Below are 19,700 nucleotides of genomic sequence, written 5' to 3' on the forward strand. Positions count from 1 at the left end.
GGGGAAAATGCGTTTTCAACTTTTTTTCCATAAATTTGATTCGTTAAATAATTAGCAATATTTAATTTAACCTTGAAGCCGGAGGGTGTGGGGACACCAGCCGGCTTTTTTTATTTTCTCAGCTCATAGCGGTTTTCTGTTTTTTTGATGATTTTGACAGAGGTTGTGGCCGATAAGTTTTTAATTACAGCCTCTTTGGTCTCATTTAAGTCCAGTTTCCCCGAAATTTTAGCGCTCAGCAAAGCAGGATCATCGGTATCAAAGCGAATATTGTAGAAACGTTCTATTTTTCTCAATACTCCGCTCAGTTCACTGCTTTCGAATTTGAGCATGCCGTCTTTCCAGAGGGTGTAATTTTCGACATCAACGGATTGCACTTTCGTCTCTTTATTGTAACGATTAAACGAAGCCATTTGGTTGGGCAAAAGGTCAACGGGTTGTTCAAAAATGCCGCTTCGGTTTTGTCTGATTCTTACGTTTCCTTCGGCGAGAACGGTTTCGAAATACTTGTCAGATTCGTACGCTGATAGATTGAAACTGGTTCCTTTCACTTCAATGTGAATATCAGAGGTCAGTACGATAAACGGGCGCTCCCGGTCTTTGTGGACTTCAAAAAACGCTTCTCCGGTTAAATATACTTCGCGCTTCTTCCCGGTAAAATGTTCAGGGTACATCAATTGGCTGCCTGCATTCAGGTAAACGGTTGAACCATCGGCCAATACAACCTCCGCGGTTTTCCCGAAAGGTACATTCAGTATGCTCATGACATCCTGATCGGGAGCAGACGTTTTGTCAAGCTTTATCGAGTCGTTGATGGTCAACTTGTTGTCGGCTGCTTGATACGAAAAGACCGATTTCCGGTCGCCCACCTGAATGTTTTCGCCGTTCGGCCGCGAAAGGGTGGTGAGGGTTTCGTCTGAGGGGTGGTTAAACCCGTGCATCGCCAACTCGGGCAGATCATATTCGCGCTGATAAAACAAGAAGGCGCCCACGGAAAAGAAGATGAGGGCGACGGCCGCATATTTGGTCAGATGCAATAAACGCCGTCCCAGGCCGTGCGGCTGCTGTTTCTCTTCAATTTCATTCAGGATTTTGGCAAACAGCCGGATTTTTTCTTCTTCAGTCAGTATCCGGTCAACCGTGCGAAATTTTTGAAGGACCTTTCGGGCTAACAACAGATTGGATTTTTCATCCGGATGATCATGCTGAAACTGTTGCCATTTGATATCCAACCCCTGTGTTGGTTGAAAAACCCAGTTGACGAAATGCGGGTTCTCAAGAAACTGACTGATTCGGTCCATATTCGCTGGTGTTGTTTCCATAGAAGGACATCAACGGGTAAAACATGGACAGAAAAAATCAATTTTTTTTCATCTTTTCGGATAATGAATTGGTTATTTGACTGTTAACTGATGAAATTTTGGTTCTGTCAAAGATCTTTTCTCTCAAACCGAAACCGTTTTTTTAAGAACGAAAAAAGTATCAGTCCGTTTCCGCCTAAACAATCGCGGACCGATTTTACGGCGCGGTAAACCTGTTTCCTGACCGATTCGACCGAAATGTTCAGTATCCCGGCAATCTGTTCGTATTCAAGCGATTGGTTGTAACGAAGGTAAATGGCTTCTTTTTGGCGGGGAGGCAACTGCTCCATCGCCTCCTGAATTTTTTTGTTCACCTCGCGATCCGATTCTTCGGCGATTAGTTGTTCTTCAAAGCTGTACTGGGCATCAAACAGATCAGCCTCTGCCACAAAACGGTTCTCTGTTTTCCGGTTTTTTTGAAGTTTTCGGATCAGGTTTCGTTTCATGGCCAAAATGAGATAAAATTTCAGGTTAGTGGCCAATTTTTTTTTGTTCCTGCGGTTTAGGTACAGGTCCATAAAAACTTCCTGAATGGCATCTTTTACCATTTCCTCGTCCGGGCATATTTTGGTTCCGTAACGAAAGAGGTCATCCACAAACGTGTTGTAGATTTCTGCAAACGCCTCTTTATCATCTTCTGTGAATCTGGACCAGACTATTGCAATTCGTTCAGGATTCTCTGCCGGCATTTTGGATAAAAACGATGGATTTAAAAACAAAACAAATAAAGGCAAATTCGCTGACAGAAACAATCAGGATACGATTGCAAAAAAATGATTGATCGGCACAGAAATGAAAAGGAGCTGACCGGTGTAAACGATCGGCTCCTTTTCCCGTGTAATCGGGTTGATTCAGCCGGAGGAAGATCCGGCTAAATTATTTTTTGAAAACGCAATAAGGCTTCGAGGAAGTAATAATCGGCGTAAGTTAGCGGGACATCGACCTCCGATTTTCCAGGTTTATGCCCAACACTGTGTTTCAGAATAAAGTTTCCGTTTGTCCCCGGTTCGGCCAGGTACTCGGGCGATGCCAATGTTCTCAGTTGTGTTTCGGCAACCGAAAGGTACTGCTCTTTCCGGTTTTGATCCACATACCCGCTTAGCTCGATTAAAGCCGAAGCCATGATGGCAGCAGCGGAAGCATCGCGTTCTTCGTTTGGAATTTCCGGCGCCAGGTAATCCCAATAGGGTATCTTGTCGGGCGGCAGGTTGGGATGACTGATCATCAGGTCGGCAATCTGATTGGCCATATCCAGGTAACGTTGGTGCCCGGTTTCGCGGTACATCATCACGTAACCATAAAGCCCCCAGGCTTGCCCGCGGGCCCAGATGGACTCGTCGGCTGCTCCCTGATGGGTTTGTTTGATATGCGGCATGCCGGTAATGGTATCGTACGAAACCACGTGATAGCAACTGTAATCCGGACGGTAATGATTTTCCATGGTTTTATCGGCATGTGAAACCGAGATGTTGTAAAAAGCAGAATCGCCGGTATGTTTGAAGGTCCACATCAGCATCTCCAGGTTCATCATGTTGTCGATAATCACAGGAAATTGCCACTTGTCGTTGTTGTGGTCCCATGATTTGATCAAACCAACAGTTGAATGATAACGTGTGCATAATGATTCACTTCCGGTAACCAGCACTTCTTCGTAAGCTGGCTGACTGGTCTGCCGTAGGCCGTTCCCGAAACTGCAATACAGCATAAAACCCAGATCGTGCGTGGTGGTCGTGTACTTCTCCTTTTCAATGATGGCGGTATATTTTTCAGCCAATGTTTTCAGCGATTCATCCTGATTGAATTCGTAGAGGTACCAAAGCGATCCGGGATAAAAGCCGCTGCACCACCAGCGCGAGTTCGAAGTAATGAGTTCGCCGGTTTGAGGATTGATGCTTCGGGGCAGTTTACCCTCCTGGGCAGCTAATGTCTGATCCATCGCGACCAGATGTTTGGCTGCAACTGCCATGCTGCGGTTAATCACGTCCTGCATGGATTCCGGTTTCGGTGTACATGCTGTCAGTGCGATGAAAATGCTTAACAGGAAAAAGAAGGTGTGTCGGTTTTTCATAAATTCTTGTTTTATGTTGATACTTAATTTGGTTCTTTCACTTCGATTTTTCGCGGGACATCAAAATCACGATTCATTTCATAGGGTAGCTCCCAAACCTCCGAACCGCTTTTATTGCAGAAATAAAGTTTTGATTCTGAAAAGCTGTTTGCATCGCCATCGGCCCAAAAGGTATAAAAATCATCGTGAGGATGAAGCGGACGGCGCGCATAGGAATGATTACGGTGGCTGTGTTGTGTTAAGAGAAAGGATTTGGTCCAGCTTACGCCTTCATCGGTACTTGTCCACAGGGCCATTTCTCCTCCGGTTCCCCATTTTTGAGGGCCCGGTTCGGTTGGTCCGATGATATGCCATGTTTCCTGATCAGTATAAATGGACCCCATGTCGTAGTTATGTGTCGATTCACAAACTTTGCGGTAATTCCAGCTTCCGTTTTTCCAGTGAATGACCATCCAGTCGCGAGGACTGCCTTGAGGTCCCGGAGCATAATGACTGCTTACCACCGCTAAAATTACCGGATTGCCGTCTTTGTCAAAATTCAGGTCGTTTAAATAAACCAGTTTGCCTTCGGCTTCATAATCTTTAACCAGGGCAATTCCGTGAGGATCAGTCTGTGGTACACTAACCGGTTCGCCGGTTACGGTTTTCCAGCTTTCGCCCCAGTCGTCCGATTGAAGTAAATAAATATTAGTCCGTTTATTCACGTCGCCCCCGGGGTGATAATTAAAAACCGATACGATTCTTTGATCCCAAACCTGGCTTAGTTGATAATGACCACCCATCCCGGCCAGTTTCCTGTCGGGCGACCAAGTCCGGCCGTCGGCGCTTGTCGACCAGTATAATTCACGGCCCCGGGTGTATTTGGTAAACAGGTAGAAAAATCCTTTTCCCCCGATCCACCAGGGTTGAGGATAGGTCATCTCGCCCTGCTTAATTTGTTCAAAGCAATCAATCTGAAACGGATTTTTACTTCGGAAAATCAAGCCCGGACGACTGGTGTTTCTGCCGCTCACGAATACCCACAGGTAGCCTGAATCATCAACCGACAGTGAGGCATTGTCGTGCGGGTCATCCACACCCTGCTTGTCGTAAACAATAACCGGTCTGGGGACCATTCGTGTTTTATGATCAAAATACGAGATCATAATAAGCAAGTGACGCTGGTCAGCGGCAGTTGTTCCGCCGTACACGAAAAACGTTTTGCCGGCTTCGGGAGAATAAATGGCTACCGGAAGATGATTGGCCGTATAGGTTCCCAGGCCTCCGGAATATTTATCGCCATACTCAGCATATTGTCCGAGGGTAAACCAGATCCCCCGGTACCCGTCAGCCACCTGATTCTGGGCTGACACGGAGATTAAGAGCATCAGGTGGAAAAGTGATAAAATGATCGTTTTCATGGTGGATTTTTGTTAATCCTTGTATGATGAGACTTTTGGACGTTTAGGTCAAAGTTTTAATTTAAACCGCAGAATTCCAAGAAAAAACAGAGGCTGTTCCAAAAAAAAAGTATAAAATATCAAGGATTCCGTGTTATTAACTCCTTTGGTTTTGGAACAGCCTCGTGTAGTACCATGCCGGGCACAATGATTTTATTTGTAAGCTTGGTTTTGCTCTAAATTTGGGTTTACATCCAACTCGTCCTGGGGAATGGGAAATACATAATGTTTTTCGGTTGTGGTTATTCCCAGCGGAGCCATCCGCTTGATGATCCCGTTCATTCGTTTCAGGTCAAAGTAAGCCTGACCTTCTTCACAGAGTTCCCAAATCCGTTCTTGTAAAATAGCATCCCTGAGCGTTTCTTTGGTACAATCCAAATGATTTAATGCTGTCAGTCCGGCTCGTCCCCTTACCCTGTTGATTCCTTCGACTGCCGCCAGACTTGGCCCGTTAACTTCGTTTTCAGCTTCTGAATGCATCAGCAATACATCAGGAAACCGTGCAATTGGCAGATTCATCGCATAATCGGCAGTGCCGGTGGCGTTAATGTCTGTCATGTCGATGAATTTGTTAAAATGGGGAATGGTAATATTTCCCGGGTAAGTGTACAGGTCTCCGGGGTTTGCATAGCCATGATACGACAAAACAAAGGTCTTTTCGCGTCGTAAATCGCTTATTGACATTGAATTAAAGAAGTATTCATGAGCCGTCAACGACGACCAGCCTCCTAATTTAATCTGATCGCCGTTTCGGATTCCGGTGAAGGTTGGAAAGTCCCTTCCGCATCCCATCTGGCTTTCGCACTCAAGGCTGAAAATGTATTCCGGTCCGTGTTCGTTTTCGAGTAAGAATACGCGTTCATAGTCCTCTTCCAGATCATAGCCGTAAGCGGTGTTGGTCATAATTGCTTTGGCTTCGGTTGCCGCCTTGGCCCAGTATTCGGTCTTATTCCAGGGTTTTCCACCCAGGGTGAGATAAGCTTTCGCCAGCATGGTATGCGCGGCCCCCGCGGTAGCCCGGCCAATGTCTTTTCCTGTATTTCGTGGTTTAAGGACCGATTTGGCATAGCTGAAGTCATCAATGATTAATTGCCAGACAGCATCATCCGTTCCTGCATTGGTTGGGTAAAGATCCTGCATATTCTCTTCCGTCATTAACGGGATATGATCAAAGAAACGAATCAGGTACAGGTAGGCCAGCCCTCTCAGAAATTTGGTTTCGCCAATGATTTGTTCTTTAAACCCGTTAGTTTCAAAAGTTACCTGGTCAATATTATATAAAACCGTGTTTGCCCGGCTGATCATTTTGTATAACTGTCCCCAAATCTGTGAAAAGCCGGTAGAACTTGTTGTCCAGGTGTACTGGTCCAGTTCTGTACGCCAGGCTTCACCCGAATTGTTTGGCCAGGAAGCCTCGCCCGGGTACTCGCCAGCCAGCCATACCTGTCGTCCCCAACCATTTTGGGCCAACATGGCATTGTAAACCGAAGTTAAGGCTGCTTCAGCATCCGCTTCCGTTTTATAGAAATTTAGCGGGGTCATGCTACTGTGAACCTTCTCTTTTAGAAATTCGTCATGGCAGCTATTCAGACTGAAAATACTCAGGAGGATGATGATATATTTTTTCATTTTCATAATAATCTGATTTTAATGATTAAAAAGAAGCGCTTATTCCAAATATGAATGCTTTGGCAGCCGGATAGGCATTGTAGTCAACACCCATTTGAAGGTTGCTGTTACCTTGCGAATTCACTTCAGGATCGAAGCCTGAGTAATCAGTCAGCGTGATCAGGTTTTGTCCGGTTACATAAACACGCAGTGATTCCATCAACTTAATTTTATTGAATGTATATCCGAATGTCATGGTTTTAACGCGTAAGTAAGAACCATCTTCAATCAGCCAGGATGACTGGAGCAGCAGCGGATCTACTGTGACACGAGCTCGTGAAATATCGGTATGGGTATTGGTCGGCGTCCAACGGTTTAGAATTTCCCTGCGTTGATTGCCCCAAGGGCCCGATACATTGGTTTCTGCTCGTTGTACATTGATGATGTCGTTGCCATAGGAACCTTGCATGTAGATGGAAAGATCGAATCCCTTGTAAGAAAAATTATTGGACCATCCGAAGATGAAATCAGGGTTGGGATCGCCAACAATCATTCGGTCATCAGTATAATTTATCTTGCCGTCATTGCTCTTATCAATAAAGCGGGCGCTGCCCAACTTATCGTTTGTTGACGACCGGGGGCCGGCATCCAGTTGTGCCTGGTCCTGGAATACGCCGTCATATTTCAGTAAGTTCCATACGCCGATCGGTAGTCCTGGTTCAAGCCAGCTTCCGTTCACTTTTAAATGCCCTGAAAGAGATCCCTGAACGGAAGGTGTGTAACCGGGGATTTCCAGAACCTTATTCCGGTTTCGTGACCAGTTGGCTTGTGTGTTCCAGGTAAATTTTCCGGTAAAGATGTCACCGCCGACACTCACCTCGATGCCTTTGTTCTCCAGACTTCCAATGTTTTTAAAGATCGACGGGAACCCGATGGTTTGCGGAGTACTGATATTCCACAATAAATCAGTGGTTTTCTTATAATAGTAGTCAACAACTAAAGTTAACCGGTTGTCAAAAGCACCTAAATCAAATCCAATATCCGTGGTTGAGGTTGTTTCCCATTTCAAATCAGGATTAGGGATGTTGTTTGGCCCGACGCCGGCATTCAATACGCCGTTGAATGCGTAATTCATTGTTCCAAGCTTTGCCAGCGATTGGTAACTTGAAATATCCTGGTTTCCTGTTTGCCCGTAACTAAGACGTAATTTCAGATTGTTAACGGCGCTGACCGAACTCATAAAGTTTTCTTCCGAAATCCTCCAGGCGGCAGCAACCGATGGGAAGAAGGCCCATTTATTATTTGCTCCGAATTTTGAGCTGCCGTCGGCTCGCCCGGTCAGTGTTAACAGGTAACGTCCTTTGTAGATGTAATTGATCCGACCGAGGTAGGAGGCTAACTGACTCTGGTTTTTATCGGATGAGGGTTGAGAATAAGCCGTTCCGGCGCCCAGATTATTTGCTCCGTAAATATCGGTTGGAAAATTGGTCGCTCCGGCGCTGAAGTATTGATTGTGAAATGTTTGCCAGGTGTAACCGCCTAATACATTCAACGAGTGGTCGCCGACCGACTTGTTATAGGTCAGAATATTTTCATTCAGATAAGAGGCCATTTTTCGGTTTGCCTGAGAGGCTGATCCGTTGGCATTAAAGCCGTTCACGGTTTCTTTTGGCCAGTAAACCTGCCGGTTGGCGCTCGACATGTCGGTTCCGAATGTTACTTTTAACGAAAGGCCGTCGATAATCTCCCAATTGGCTTCCACGCTACCCAAAATACGTTCAATTTCCTGATAATTGGTAGCTAATAGTGCAATTGGAACCGGATTTTGAATGGTTGATCCACCAGGTGTCGGGTTCATCTGGGTATAGCTGCCGTCTTCCTGTTTAACAGGTACAGTGGGAGGCATCAGGATGGCTGAATTTACCACGCCGGCATTATTTCCGCCGTCGCCTTCTGATGAGCCGATACTGCCCCAAACATGGCTGGCGGTAAAGTTAGTGGCTACCGTTAAATTTTCAGCCAGTTTGGAATCGATGTTCGACCGGAATGATGCCCGGTTGAAATCAGTTCCTTCAACAATACCCGTTTGCCCGAAAAAACTACCTCCAACGGCATAGCGTACGGCATCATTACCACCTGAGATCCCCAGATTATAACTATGGATAAGGGCCGAACGGAAAATTTCGTCCTGGTAATCCACGCCTTTTCCTAATGATGACGGATCGGGGAAGTTATACAGATTGCTGTTGTTCGGAAATGCCGGACTTAATCCGTCATTCGCACGGGCTTCATTAACCAGTTCGGCAAATTCCCGGGCATTCATCATGTCCAGTTTGTTGGCAACCTGTTGTACGCCTGAATAGCCGTCAAAGGTCACCTGGGTCTTTCCTATTTGGCCTCTCTTGGTTGTAATCAGGACAACTCCGTTAGCACCGCGAGCCCCGTAGATGGCGGTGGCTGAAGCATCTTTCAAAATTTCGATGGAAGCAATGTCACTGGTATTCAGGGTTGCCAGCGGGTTTTGTCCTGCCCCGCTACCTCCGGCCGAACTTCCGGCTGAAATAGGATAACCGTCAACCACATAAAGGGGTTCATTGCTGCTGCTTAGCGAGTTACCTCCTCTTACCCGGATAACAACCCGGCCGCCGGGAGCCGATGATGCTTGTGTGACCTGCACCCCGGACGCCCGACCCTGAATGGCTTGATCGAACGAGGTAACCGGTACTTTTTTAAGATCTTCAGTTTTTATTGAAGATACAGATCCGGTTAAATCACTCTTTTTTACCGTTCCGTATCCAATAGCCACCACTTCTTCAATCCCGATGGTTTCTTCTTCCAATGATGCGTTAACAACTGATTGTCCGGATAATGTTATCTCCCTGGTTCTCATGCCGACAAACGAAAAAACGAGGACGGCATTCGGAGTAACATTTGAGATGGTATAATTTCCGCTGAAGTCGGTAATGGTTCCCATTGATGTACCTTTTATAACCACAGTTGCTCCGGGAATCGGCTCTCCGCTTGAGTTCGTCACCCTACCGCCAATCGTGCCTTGTTGCATGGATGAATTTTTTTCTTCCTGGCCGATCAGTATGATCTGTCGGTTATTAATCACATATTTCACACCGTTTTCCCGGAACAGCTGATCCAATACAGTCTCAATTTTTTGATTTTCAACTTGCACGTTAACTCTTCGGTTAACGTCAATCAGGTCCTGGTTGTAGAGAAAATAGAATTCGGATTTGTTTTCAATTTCATTCAAAACTTCGGTCAGACGTGCATCTGCAAAGTTCAGGGATAGTCGGGTTTGCTGCGAATAACTGCTGATCGCCGAAACCTGAAAAATACCCGCCAATAGAAAGAAAACGATTAATCTCATAAGTACGAAGATTTTTTTTAAGGCATGCCAACGGCCGGCCTCACTTTTTTGAGTTTTTTTCATAAATTTACGCTTGTAGGGTTATTAAAAAATTGCTGTTTGGGCCCTGCATGTTATCAGGGAAGTGGTACCAACACTTCCTTGATTTGTTAACGGCCTTCGATAATGATTTTTTTCTTCATATAAATTCCATTATAGTTTGGTTTACGTTGTTCAATCCGGTATTTCATCGGGGTAGTTAAGGCAATCATGCGCAGGATTTCTTCCAGTTGTTCATTTTTGAATGTGGCTTTGAAATTATAAGCCCGAAGTTGTTCGTCCCTGATTTCGAAGTCGACGTTGTACCAGCGGGCCAGCTTTTTCATGACTTCAGAGAGCGGTTCGCCGTTAAAACGTAAGATGCCCTGTGTCCACGAAGTCAGTTCGACGGCATTGACTTTGCTGATTTGGGCTTGGTTTCGGACCAGGTTAAAATTGAATTTCTCATCCGGCTGCATGGTGTACGCGTTGGCGATCAGAGGGCTAAGGATTTGAACCTGGCCTTTTTCCAGTACAACGTTGATTTCTTTGTCGTCGGGGTAGGCAGCCACGTTGAAAGCCGTTCCCATCACCTGGACGGTCAGCCCCGGTGTTTTTACCCGGAATTTTTTGCCATCCCGGCGGACTACCTGAAAATAAGCTTCACCGGTGAGTTCTACCTCACGGGATTTGTGAAATGTCACCGGATAGCTGAGTTTCGATCCGCTGTTTAACCAGCCCGTTGTTCCGTCAGGCAAAACAAATTCGGTTCGTGAGCCGTCGGGAGAATGAATGGTTGCCAGGGCTTCTGTTTGCTCTGGTTTTGCCGGTAGCAACCAATAGGCGGCCATCGCCAGGACCATCGGAATAAACAGGATAGCGGCCACACGCTGATACAAAGCAACAACGTTTGTTTTTTTTGATGGTTGACGATTTGTCACTTGTGCCAGGAGCGAGTTGAGTCTTTGTTTCAATCGCCTGTTCAGTGGTTGATTGGCGGGAATCTCATCCCAATGTGTCTGCATCGCTTCCTGCAGGGCAGCATCCGAATCCTGCGCAAACAGTTCTTTTACCCGCCGGTATTCTGTCCTGCTGTAATTGCCTTCGACAAACTGATCAAGTGCTTTTTTATCTGTACGGATATCTTTCATAAATGGAACAAGTTCATGGTGTTGTTCCCATGTTATATCTCCGTTTTCGGAAAACCCCTATCGGGAAACGGGATTTTTTTCTAAATTTTTTTTGTGATTTTTCGGAGAACTCAATAAAGTTGACTGAAAATGCCGGGTTGGCTGTCAGGAAAATATTGGCAATTGCTCATTTTTCGGCAAACAACATCAGGAACAATAATCCGCCGGGATGTTCTTCTTCAAAACGTTTTTTCAGGTATTTCATGGCTTCGGTAATCTGATTTTCAACGGTTTTGACGGAGATATCCAATCTTTCGGCAATTTCTTTCAACGATTTGCCCTCTTGTTTCCGCTGCAAAAAAATGGCTTTTCGCCGCTCCGGCATTTCTTCGATGAACAACTCAAGCTTTTTCGTCATCAACCGGTAGTTTTGCTCAAAATCACAAGTCTCCTGTTCCGAGTCGAGCTGATCAATAATTTCGAGTTTAAACTGATCGTCTTTGGCTTTTCGGTTAAACGATTTTTTAACAGCATTGAAAGCGATGGTAAACAGGTACGACTGAAATGAAGTGTCGGTTCGGACCATACTCCGGTTGTGCCAGATCTTCAAAAAAACATCCTGCACAATTTCTTCGGCTTCATCTTCATTTTTTAAATACGACAAGGAAAAAGCGAATAACTTTTGGCCGTACTTCATAAATAATTTTTCAAAAGCTGCGTGGTCTCCCTGCTGAAGCAACTTTAAAAGAAGGGGGTCGATATCCGGTTTGTAAGTACTCAACTGGTTAGGTTTATCGCCACAAAGAAATAAAAAATATAGGAAAAACATGATTCAGAACTTGTTAAAATCAGGAATCGGAGAGGAAGGCCGGTTTCCGGTTTGACAGGCTGCCGCAGGCGCATTCCCTTGTGTTACAATCAGAACAGACCGGAATCCCCTTATTTCATTCATATAAAATTACTTACCTGCAAAAAGAACGCCTATAAAAATTCAGATTCCAGTAGTTTTTGTGAAATGTCATTGTATATTTGTTCAATCAATAAACCTAATCTAAAAATCTAAATTATGGAGAACGTAAAGCAAAAAAGGCTTTTTATCGCCAGTTGTCTGGCTTTGCTGGTTACTGCGATTACTTTCGCGATCAGGGCGAAAATTGAAGGTGTTTTTTCAACCGATTACGGATTAACCAAAGAACAGATTGGCTATGCTTTTGGACCGGCTTTTTGGGGTTTTGCGGTTGCCATGTTTTTTGGCGGTTTTGTTATCGACCTGGTAAAAACCAGGACCATTATCTGGTTGGCTTTTGGAATGCACCTCATCGGGATCATCCTTTTGCTTTTTGCCAAAGACATGACTTCACTTTTTATATCCAATGTTTTTATCGGTTTTGGCAACGGGAGTGTCGAAGCAGCCTGTAATCCGCTTGTAGCCACCTTGTTTCCGAATAATAAAACAAAAATGTTGAACCGGTTTCATGTTTGGTTTCCCGGGGGAATTGTGATTGGAGGCGTATTGGCCTGGCTGGTGATGGATACGATGAACCTGCGCTGGGAAATCCTGGTCAGTCTGTTGTTTATCCCTCTGGCCATTTATGGTTTCTTGTTTTTGGGACAGAAAATTCCCGAAACTGAGCGCGTTACCAGCGGCGTAAGCTACAAGGAAATGATGCGCAACATTGGCGCTCCTTATACCATCATTGCCACTGTTATTTTGATGATCTTTGTTGCTTCGGTTCCATCCTTAAGTTTAAGTTTCGACAGTCTTTTACCCTTTATCATTGTTGCCGCTATTGTTCTGCTGGTGATTGTTGAAGGCCGTTTGGTCAATAAAATAAGCCTGTTGTTTCCGTTTATCCTGTTTTGCATGTTGCTGACTGCGTCAACCGAATTGGGTACTACCCAATGGATCAATGCACTTTTGATGACTAACGGCATCAACCCGATGATTATTCTTGTTGTTGTTACCGGCATTATGGCCGTTGGCCGTTATTTTGCCGGGGGATTAATCCATCGTTTAAACCCGATCGGCGTTTTGTTGGGTTCGTCGGTGATTGCGACAATCGGTTTATTACTGTTGAGTATTTCGGGAGGAGCTGCCACCACCTTGATGTCGGCTGCCGTATTTGCCGTTGGTGTTTGTTATTTCTGGCCAACCATGATTGGCGTGGCCTCGGAATACATCCCGAAAAGCGGGGCATTGGGAATGTCGATTCTTGGAGGCGCCGGTTTTGTCGCTACCTCGATGGTATTGCCGATCATGGGCAAATCAATCGAAACCTCGGGGCCGGAAATCACCCTCCGCAATATGTCGGTTTTACCAGTGATTTTGGTGATTTCTTTTATCGTGATGTATGTGATTGTCAATAAGAAAAAAGCTACACACAAATAATAGTCAGACGAAGCTGTTTGAAGAACAGTGAACAGAGGAAGTCGTTTCTGTATTGAACAGAAACGACTTCTTTTTTAGAAAATTTTGCCACTTCGCCGCAAAATAAAAAAGCGCTTAAACCATTCAGTTTATACGTTTTTTTTTAATCTCTATGTGTGGGATTGACTGATTCTTACAAAATAGGGTCCGGCTTTGCGGGTGATGTTTCCTTCCATGACGACTTTTGATTGATTGCTCCTGTAATCCAAATCCACTGTTTCCCCTCCGGTTTGCAAAAAGTAATGCCTGGCTCAGGATAAGAATATTTTTCATTTTATCGTGGTTTAATATTTATTTTTACTCGGGCATAAAGATGTAACCCAATAAATGAAACATTACAGTACCCTCTCCGATACATAACATACCCCTGCAACCGATCAGGAATCGGCTGATATAAACGCATTTTTCATATCTTAGCAAGTTTAATTGACTGCGATGGGAAAAGGTGCTGAAAAGATGAAAAACATATTCTGCTTGCTTATTTTAATTTTTGTGGTGGTTGTTCAGGCAACAGGACAGGCTACTTATGTTTTCCATCACCTGACAACAAAGGACGGGCTTTCCAATGGTAATGTCACGGCGATTTTAAAAGACAGTTATGGTTTTTTATGGATCGGTACACAATACGGACTGAACCGTTACGACGGCTACGAATTTAAGGTATATACCGCTAAACCCGGCGTGCCGAATACCCTGGTGTCTAATAATGTTTTGGGATTGCAGGAAGATGGCTTGGGCAATCTCTGGATTAGCAGTGTCTCCTACTTGGTGTACAACCGCGATAAAGATTACTTCATCAGTGATGTCCCCAATTTTTTGGAAAGATTTGGAATTCATGTCGACCGCAATTACAAAATATATGTCGATAAAATGAAAGATTTGTGGGTGTTGAGCGGGCAGCAGGCATTTTTTTATGACACACGTAAGAACGCATTAAAGGTTTTTAATATCGAAATACGGCTGGATGAAGTCGTAACGGCCGAATTAAGCGATGACGGGGAGCGCCTGTATGGTATTTTAAAGCCGGGGCTTTTATGGCAGATAAACAAACAAACCGGTAGTCAGGAAGTGATCAAACTGCCGGATAATCCCGGTCCAGGTCTATACGACAGATTGTATGCGGACCACAAAGGAGGGGTATGGCTTTGGTCAAGTAAAACAGATTTGATCAGTTACAGAAAATACCAGGCGAAGGATTGGGCACAATTGCAGCTAAACCCGGGCGCCCAATCCAGCCGGATGCTGCATTTTCTGGATGATAAAAACGGCCATATATGGATTGGTACCGATCATAACGGGCTGTTCATCTATGATATCTCCAACGGGGCGGTTACGAACCTGTTGGAAGATCATGGGGCAAGCTCATCCATTGCATCCAACCATGTTGAATGCCTGTACCGGGATGATCATGGAATTATTTGGATAGGCCACAACAAAAAAGGCATTTCGTATTACCACTATACCTTTCAGAATATTGTAAACATTGAGCATCCTGCATGCAGGGACGTGAGTGTGATCCTTGAAGATCAGAAAGGTCGGTTGTGGTTGGGCACTGACGGAAACGGGCTGTTTCTGAAAGAAAAGAAAAGTGAAGTTAGGCAGCTTCCGATCCCGAAGAGTCCCATCGTATCGCTTTTGGAAGACCGGAAAGGCCGGATTTGGATCGGGACCTATTTGGAGGGCCTTTATTGCTACGAAAACGGGGAATTTGACCGGTTTACTGCCGAAAACTCCAACCTGGCAGCCAATAATATCTGGAGTTTAAAAGAAGATCGCTACGAAAACTTATGGATAGGGTCGCTGGGAGGGGCGATACAATGTTTACGCAAAGGGGAAGGGAATTTTAACACCTTGGAAAACCTCTGCGAAGGCGTGCAGCATCCCCTGGATATGTTTTACGATGGTGGCGACAAACTGTACATTGCGACTGTTTATGGCCTTTATGCCGTTGATATTAAAACAAATGATTGCAGCATCTATATGGGAAATAAAGCCGGGACACAAAGTTTCAAGCAAAATCTGATAAGCTGTGTCTTCAAGGACAGCAAGAGCAACATTTGGCTGGGGCACACCGAAGGATTGAGCTTATGGGATGTAAAGAAAGATACAATTTATTATATTGATAAGGCAAATGGCTTGCGGGACAACATCATTCGCGGCATTGTAGAAGATGACCACCAAAACCTGTGGGTGACCACAAGCAATGGTCTTTCAGTTCTTTCTGCCGAGCCCGATGCCCGGGGAAATTTAAAGATTACCTTTAAAAACTTCACGGACAAAGATGGCCTTAGCGATAATTATTTTAATAATCATGCTATTTTAAAGATTCGCAGCGGAGATATCCTTGTCGGCGGGACTGAAGGATATTCTATTGTCAATCCGAATAAAATGGTAGAGAAGGACCAGACTTCCGCCAAAGTAATCTTTACAGGATTAAGCATTGGAGGTAATGATATTGAGGTTGACTCACTCTATAACGGGAAAAAGTTGCTCGAACGCCCGATGGAGCTAACCCGCTCATTAACATTTCGTCATAACGATAAACTGATTTCGATACATTTTACGACAGGCGACCTGTTGTATGCCGATAAAGTAAAATATGCCTATAAACTGGACGGGTTTCATGATCAATGGCAAACCACTTCCGAAAACAGGATCGTATTTTCATCATTAACGCCCAACGATTATAAACTCTACATAAAGGCATGCAACAGTGACGGCGTATGGGGCGATCAGGTTTCATTTTTAAACATTACCGTAACGCCACCCTTTTATTTGTCGGGCTGGGCAATAGCCCTGTATATCCTTTCAACGATTGGCATCTTCGTTTATATTGTGCATCGCACCCAAAAAAGGCACAGGATAAAGCTTGAAACGCAAAAAATGCGGATGGAGCGGGAGCAGGAAGCCAACCTGAACGAAATGAAACTTCGGTTTTTTACCAATATCAGTCACGACCTGCGTACGCCGCTTACGCTGATCCTTACTCCTTTGCAAACCCTGTTAAACGCACCACTGGAGGCAGGGTTGCGCAAAAAGCTTGGTACGATAAACAAAAGCGCTGAGCAACTGCTGCATATGATTAACACCTTGTTGGATTTCCGCAAATTAGATGTAGGGGCCGAGGTTTTGCGTCTGAAAGCCGGCGATTTGGTGAGTTTTATCAGGGAATTGTGTTTCCCGTTTCATGCTTATGCCGTCGAACGTCAAATAGAGTTTTCTGTTGACAACGAGATGGAGAGCCTGACGACGCAATTTGATCCCGACAAAATAAGGAAGGTTATATTGAACCTGCTTTCCAATGCGTTCAAATTTACACCCGATGGAGGAATTATAAACATTCGTATTTACCGGGAGGAAGATGGTATTTGTATCGCGGTGTCTGATTCGGGAGAGGGGATTAGCGATGCTGACAAGCCACATGTTTTCGAACGGTTTTATCAGTCGCCGCGGCACCAGGAGAATACTGGAAGCGGAATAGGGTTGCACATCGCGGGTGAATATGTTCGGATGCATGACGGTAGTTTTGCTGTTGAAGATAACAGGCCCCGGGGAAGTATATTTACCGTCAGGCTTCCGGTCCGGGAAACCGACCTGATCGAAGAGTTTCCTCCTGAGGCGACAGAAAATGAAGAATTATTTGTGCCGGAGAAGGAACAAGAGCAAGAACTTGCTGCCAATCCCGTGCTTCTGTTTGTTGATGACAACAGGGACTTCTGCGAGTTTATGGCCGACAGTTTGTCGGATGAATACACGGTATTGCTGGCCTATAACGGACAGGAAGCTTTGGAAGAATTGCAGAAAAACGATGTCAACGTTGTGGTGAGCGATGTGATGATGCCCGTGATGAGCGGGACAGAGCTTTGCGAACGGATAAAAACCAACATTCAATGGTCTCACATTCCGGTAATTCTGCTTACTGCGCGTACAACTGAAGAATATCAACTGGAAGGGCTGAAATTAGGTGCGGATGATTATTTAACTAAACCTTTTAATTTCAATTTATTAAAGTTGCGTATTCGCAAGTTTTTGGAATGGACCGAAAAATGCCACCGGTCGTTTAGCCAAAAATTGGACGTTTCGCCAGGCGAAATCACGATTACCCCCTTGGACGAACAACTGATCGGGAAAGCGATCAGGGTGGTGGAGGAACACATCAGTGAACCTGAATTTTCAGTAGAGGAATTGGGTATGGCTGTTGGGCTCAGCAGGGGCCACCTGTATAAAAAACTGATGAGCATCACGGGTAAAGGACCGGCGGAGTTTATCCGCACCATTCGCCTCAAACGGGGCAGGCAACTTCTGGAGAAAAGCCAGTTGCACGTAGCCGAAATCGCTTACGAAGTTGGATTCAATTCTCCTAAACGATTCACCATCAACTTTAAGAGTGAATTCGGCATTTCACCATCAGACTATCTTCGCGGCCTGGCAAATAGGACTGAGACAGATTTAGATACCCCACAGTGAACACAATGGTCTTTTTTATAGTTGTAAATCTGACTAATTTTAGTGTTTGAATGAACCAATTACTTAAAAACAGAGAGTTACAATTATTTGCTGATATGAAATTGGGGAGTAAAGAGTCGTTCAACTATTTCTTCGATTACTATTACTCCGGTTTATGCCTTTATGCCAACACCTATATCAGGGACCTGAGCGCTTCGGAAGAAGTTGTGCAGGACGTGTTTGTACGGTTTTGGGAAAAACGCCGGAATATTGACATAGAAAGCTCCGTCCGTTTTTATTTGTTCAAAACAGTTTACAATCAATGTCTGAACCTGCTGAAACATAAGAAAGTTGAACAGAAATACAGGCAACAAAAAACGTCTCACGCCGAAAACCTGTACGAGGAGCAATGGAGCTTGTTCAACGAGTCAGAGCTTCGCCAGGTTTTAGACCAGGCCATTTCAAAATTACCCGAACGGTGCCGGGAGGTTTTTGAACTGAGCAGGTTTGAAAATCTGAAAAATAAAGAAATAGCCGAAAAACTTGGGATCACGGAAAAGACCGTTGAGAACCAAATCACCAAAGCATTAAAAATCTTAAGAGAAGAATTAAAAGATTTTCTGCCCCTGCTTCTTATGTATCTGGCTTAATCAGGAGCATTTGACTGCATTCTTTTTACAGATTAATAGAAAAATATCCGCCGGCGTGGGGGGTAAGTTGAAGTTGGTTGTCATTATAACGAAATACAGACAACAATGAATCGTAAATACCCCTCCATCGAAAAACTGACCAGGTATCTGGATGGAGAACTATCCGTTCAGGAATCCAATGAAATCAGGTCCCGGTTCGAACAATCAGACGAGGGCAGGAAGGAGTTGGATCAATTGGAAATCATCTGGGGTTTAGCCGACAGGCTGACCCGGATGGAGAACATCAACAGGCAAAAAGCAAGGAAAAAAGTTGATTCCCGGTTAACTCCGTCAAAAGATCGATGGACGATTTTCAGGCAATCGTTTCAAAAAGCAGCGGCAATCTTGATTATACCTGTTCTAGTATTTTCCGGCTATTTATTTCTTAGGGAAGGAAACGGTCAGTTTGTTGAACAGGAATTTGTTGCAACCTATGGCACCCGTTCTGCCCTGCTGCTTCCCGATGGTTCTAAAGTTTGGTTAAATTCAGGCAGTAAACTAAAATACGGGCAGGATTTTAATCGGGATGGCAGGACGGTGTTTTTAACAGGCGAGGCATTCTTTGATGTTGCTGCCAATGAATCCAAACCGTTTGATGTGGTTACAGGGATGTTTACCGTAAGGGCCGTGGGAACTGAGTTTAATGTTTTCTCGTATGAAGAGAATGAGTTCGAAACTTCACTGGAGGAGGGGCAAACCGAAATATTCCTGTCGCGAACCCAAAATCCTGACGACCTCAAACTGAAGATGAGGCCAGGGCAACGGGTTGTATTTGATCAACACGAGGGAAGATTAGTCCTTTCAGATGTGGATGTGAGCCAGTTCTCAACGTGGAGAGATGGGAAATTATCTTTCAGGAATACACCTGTTTACGAAGTAATTATGAAGATGGAAAGATGGTTTAACGTTGATATTGAATTAAAAGACCCCGAATTATTAAATTATCGTTATACCGCTGTTTTTGAAAACGAAACCGTTTTGCAGGCGTTGGAAATGCTCAGCTTCTCATCTCCCATAAAATACAAAATTGCTCCCGGTGAAAAGCTACAGGACGGCACGCATGCGAAAAGTAAAATTGAGATCAGTATTCGAAATTAAACCTGTCATTATTAATAATCTGATGAAGCCTATGAT

General features: G+C 44.6%; 12 protein-coding genes. 4 read left to right on the plus strand and 8 right to left on the minus strand.

All coding sequences use genetic code 11. From position 1 onward, the window contains the following. Window positions 1-110 precede the first annotated feature (110 nt). From ACOIT5_RS14750 to ACOIT5_RS14785, 8 genes are all read right to left on the minus strand, one after another. Window positions 111-1,301 (minus strand): FecR family protein, encoded by a 1,191-nt coding sequence (locus ACOIT5_RS14750; RefSeq protein ID WP_423126923.1) that lies wholly within the window; start codon window positions 1,299-1,301, stop codon window positions 111-113. Between the two features lie 128 nt (window positions 1,302-1,429). Next, entirely contained in the window at window positions 1,430-2,050 is a 621-nt protein-coding gene (locus ACOIT5_RS14755; protein WP_423130621.1) for an RNA polymerase sigma factor, read from the minus strand. Between the two features lie 182 nt (window positions 2,051-2,232). Next, window positions 2,233-3,429: a glycoside hydrolase family 88 protein gene (locus ACOIT5_RS14760; protein WP_423126924.1), complete on the minus strand. Its 1,197-nt coding sequence runs from the start codon at window positions 3,427-3,429 to the stop codon at window positions 2,233-2,235. A 23-nt stretch (window positions 3,430-3,452) separates the two neighbouring features. Continuing rightward, the gene (locus ACOIT5_RS14765) at window positions 3,453-4,829 is read right to left on the minus strand and encodes a BNR-4 repeat-containing protein (RefSeq protein WP_423126925.1); all 1,377 of its coding nucleotides are present in this window, start codon (window positions 4,827-4,829) and stop codon (window positions 3,453-3,455) included. 192 nt (window positions 4,830-5,021) lie between these two features. After that, entirely contained in the window at window positions 5,022-6,503 is a 1,482-nt protein-coding gene (locus ACOIT5_RS14770; protein WP_423126926.1) for a RagB/SusD family nutrient uptake outer membrane protein, read from the minus strand. A 19-nt stretch (window positions 6,504-6,522) separates the two neighbouring features. Continuing rightward, window positions 6,523-9,855 (minus strand): TonB-dependent receptor, encoded by a 3,333-nt coding sequence (locus tag ACOIT5_RS14775; RefSeq protein WP_423126927.1) that lies wholly within the window; start codon window positions 9,853-9,855, stop codon window positions 6,523-6,525. Window positions 9,856-10,004: 149 nt separating this feature from the next. After that, window positions 10,005-11,024 carry a FecR family protein gene (locus ACOIT5_RS14780; RefSeq protein WP_423126928.1) on the minus strand — a complete coding sequence of 340 codons (1,020 nt, stop codon included), beginning with the start codon at window positions 11,022-11,024 and terminating at the stop codon, window positions 10,005-10,007. Window positions 11,025-11,190: 166 nt separating this feature from the next. Further along, window positions 11,191-11,784 (minus strand): RNA polymerase sigma factor, encoded by a 594-nt coding sequence (locus tag ACOIT5_RS14785; RefSeq protein ID WP_423126929.1) that lies wholly within the window; start codon window positions 11,782-11,784, stop codon window positions 11,191-11,193. 285 nt (window positions 11,785-12,069) lie between these two features. Between ACOIT5_RS14785 and ACOIT5_RS14790 the strand changes: the two genes are divergently transcribed. The 4 genes from ACOIT5_RS14790 (at window position 12,070) to ACOIT5_RS14805 (ending at window position 19,664) form a co-directional block, all read left to right on the plus strand. Then, entirely contained in the window at window positions 12,070-13,392 is a 1,323-nt protein-coding gene (locus ACOIT5_RS14790) for an MFS transporter (protein ID WP_423126930.1), read from the plus strand. 495 nt (window positions 13,393-13,887) lie between these two features. Then, a complete protein-coding gene (locus tag ACOIT5_RS14795) occupies window positions 13,888-17,898 on the plus strand; it encodes a hybrid sensor histidine kinase/response regulator (protein ID WP_423126931.1) in 4,011 nt (1,336 codons plus the stop codon). A gap of 50 nt (window positions 17,899-17,948) precedes the next feature. Further along, the gene (locus ACOIT5_RS14800) at window positions 17,949-18,527 is read left to right on the plus strand and encodes an RNA polymerase sigma-70 factor (protein ID WP_423126932.1); all 579 of its coding nucleotides are present in this window, start codon (window positions 17,949-17,951) and stop codon (window positions 18,525-18,527) included. A gap of 105 nt (window positions 18,528-18,632) precedes the next feature. Next, on the plus strand, window positions 18,633-19,664 hold the full coding sequence (locus ACOIT5_RS14805; protein WP_423126933.1) for a FecR family protein: 1,032 nt from the start codon (window positions 18,633-18,635) through the stop codon (window positions 19,662-19,664). Window positions 19,665-19,700 lie beyond the last annotated feature (36 nt).

Origin of the sequence: Gaoshiqia hydrogeniformans, from assembly GCF_049347105.1 — a bacterium.
GTDB classification, from domain to species: Bacteria; Bacteroidota; Bacteroidia; order Bacteroidales; family Prolixibacteraceae; genus Gaoshiqia; species Gaoshiqia hydrogeniformans.

Bases quoted from the DNA above. Each gene is read 5' to 3' on its own strand.
- ACOIT5_RS14760 (WP_423126924.1), bottom strand. From the start codon at position 3,429: ATGAAAAACCGACACACCTTCTTTTTCCTGTTAAGCATTTTCATCGCA.
- ACOIT5_RS14750 (WP_423126923.1), bottom strand. From the start codon at position 1,301: ATGGACCGAATCAGTCAGTTTCTTGAGAACCCGCATTTCGTCAACTGG.
- ACOIT5_RS14795 (WP_423126931.1), top strand. From the start codon at position 13,888: ATGAAAAACATATTCTGCTTGCTTATTTTAATTTTTGTGGTGGTTGTT.
- ACOIT5_RS14790 (WP_423126930.1), top strand. From the start codon at position 12,070: ATGGAGAACGTAAAGCAAAAAAGGCTTTTTATCGCCAGTTGTCTGGCT.
- ACOIT5_RS14800 (WP_423126932.1), top strand. From the start codon at position 17,949: ATGAACCAATTACTTAAAAACAGAGAGTTACAATTATTTGCTGATATG.
- ACOIT5_RS14755 (WP_423130621.1), bottom strand. From the start codon at position 2,050: ATGCCGGCAGAGAATCCTGAACGAATTGCAATAGTCTGGTCCAGATTC.
- ACOIT5_RS14805 (WP_423126933.1), top strand. From the start codon at position 18,633: ATGAATCGTAAATACCCCTCCATCGAAAAACTGACCAGGTATCTGGAT.
- ACOIT5_RS14765 (WP_423126925.1), bottom strand. From the start codon at position 4,829: ATGAAAACGATCATTTTATCACTTTTCCACCTGATGCTCTTAATCTCC.
- ACOIT5_RS14775 (WP_423126927.1), bottom strand. From the start codon at position 9,855: ATGAGATTAATCGTTTTCTTTCTATTGGCGGGTATTTTTCAGGTTTCG.
- ACOIT5_RS14770 (WP_423126926.1), bottom strand. From the start codon at position 6,503: ATGAAAATGAAAAAATATATCATCATCCTCCTGAGTATTTTCAGTCTG.
- ACOIT5_RS14780 (WP_423126928.1), bottom strand. From the start codon at position 11,024: ATGAAAGATATCCGTACAGATAAAAAAGCACTTGATCAGTTTGTCGAA.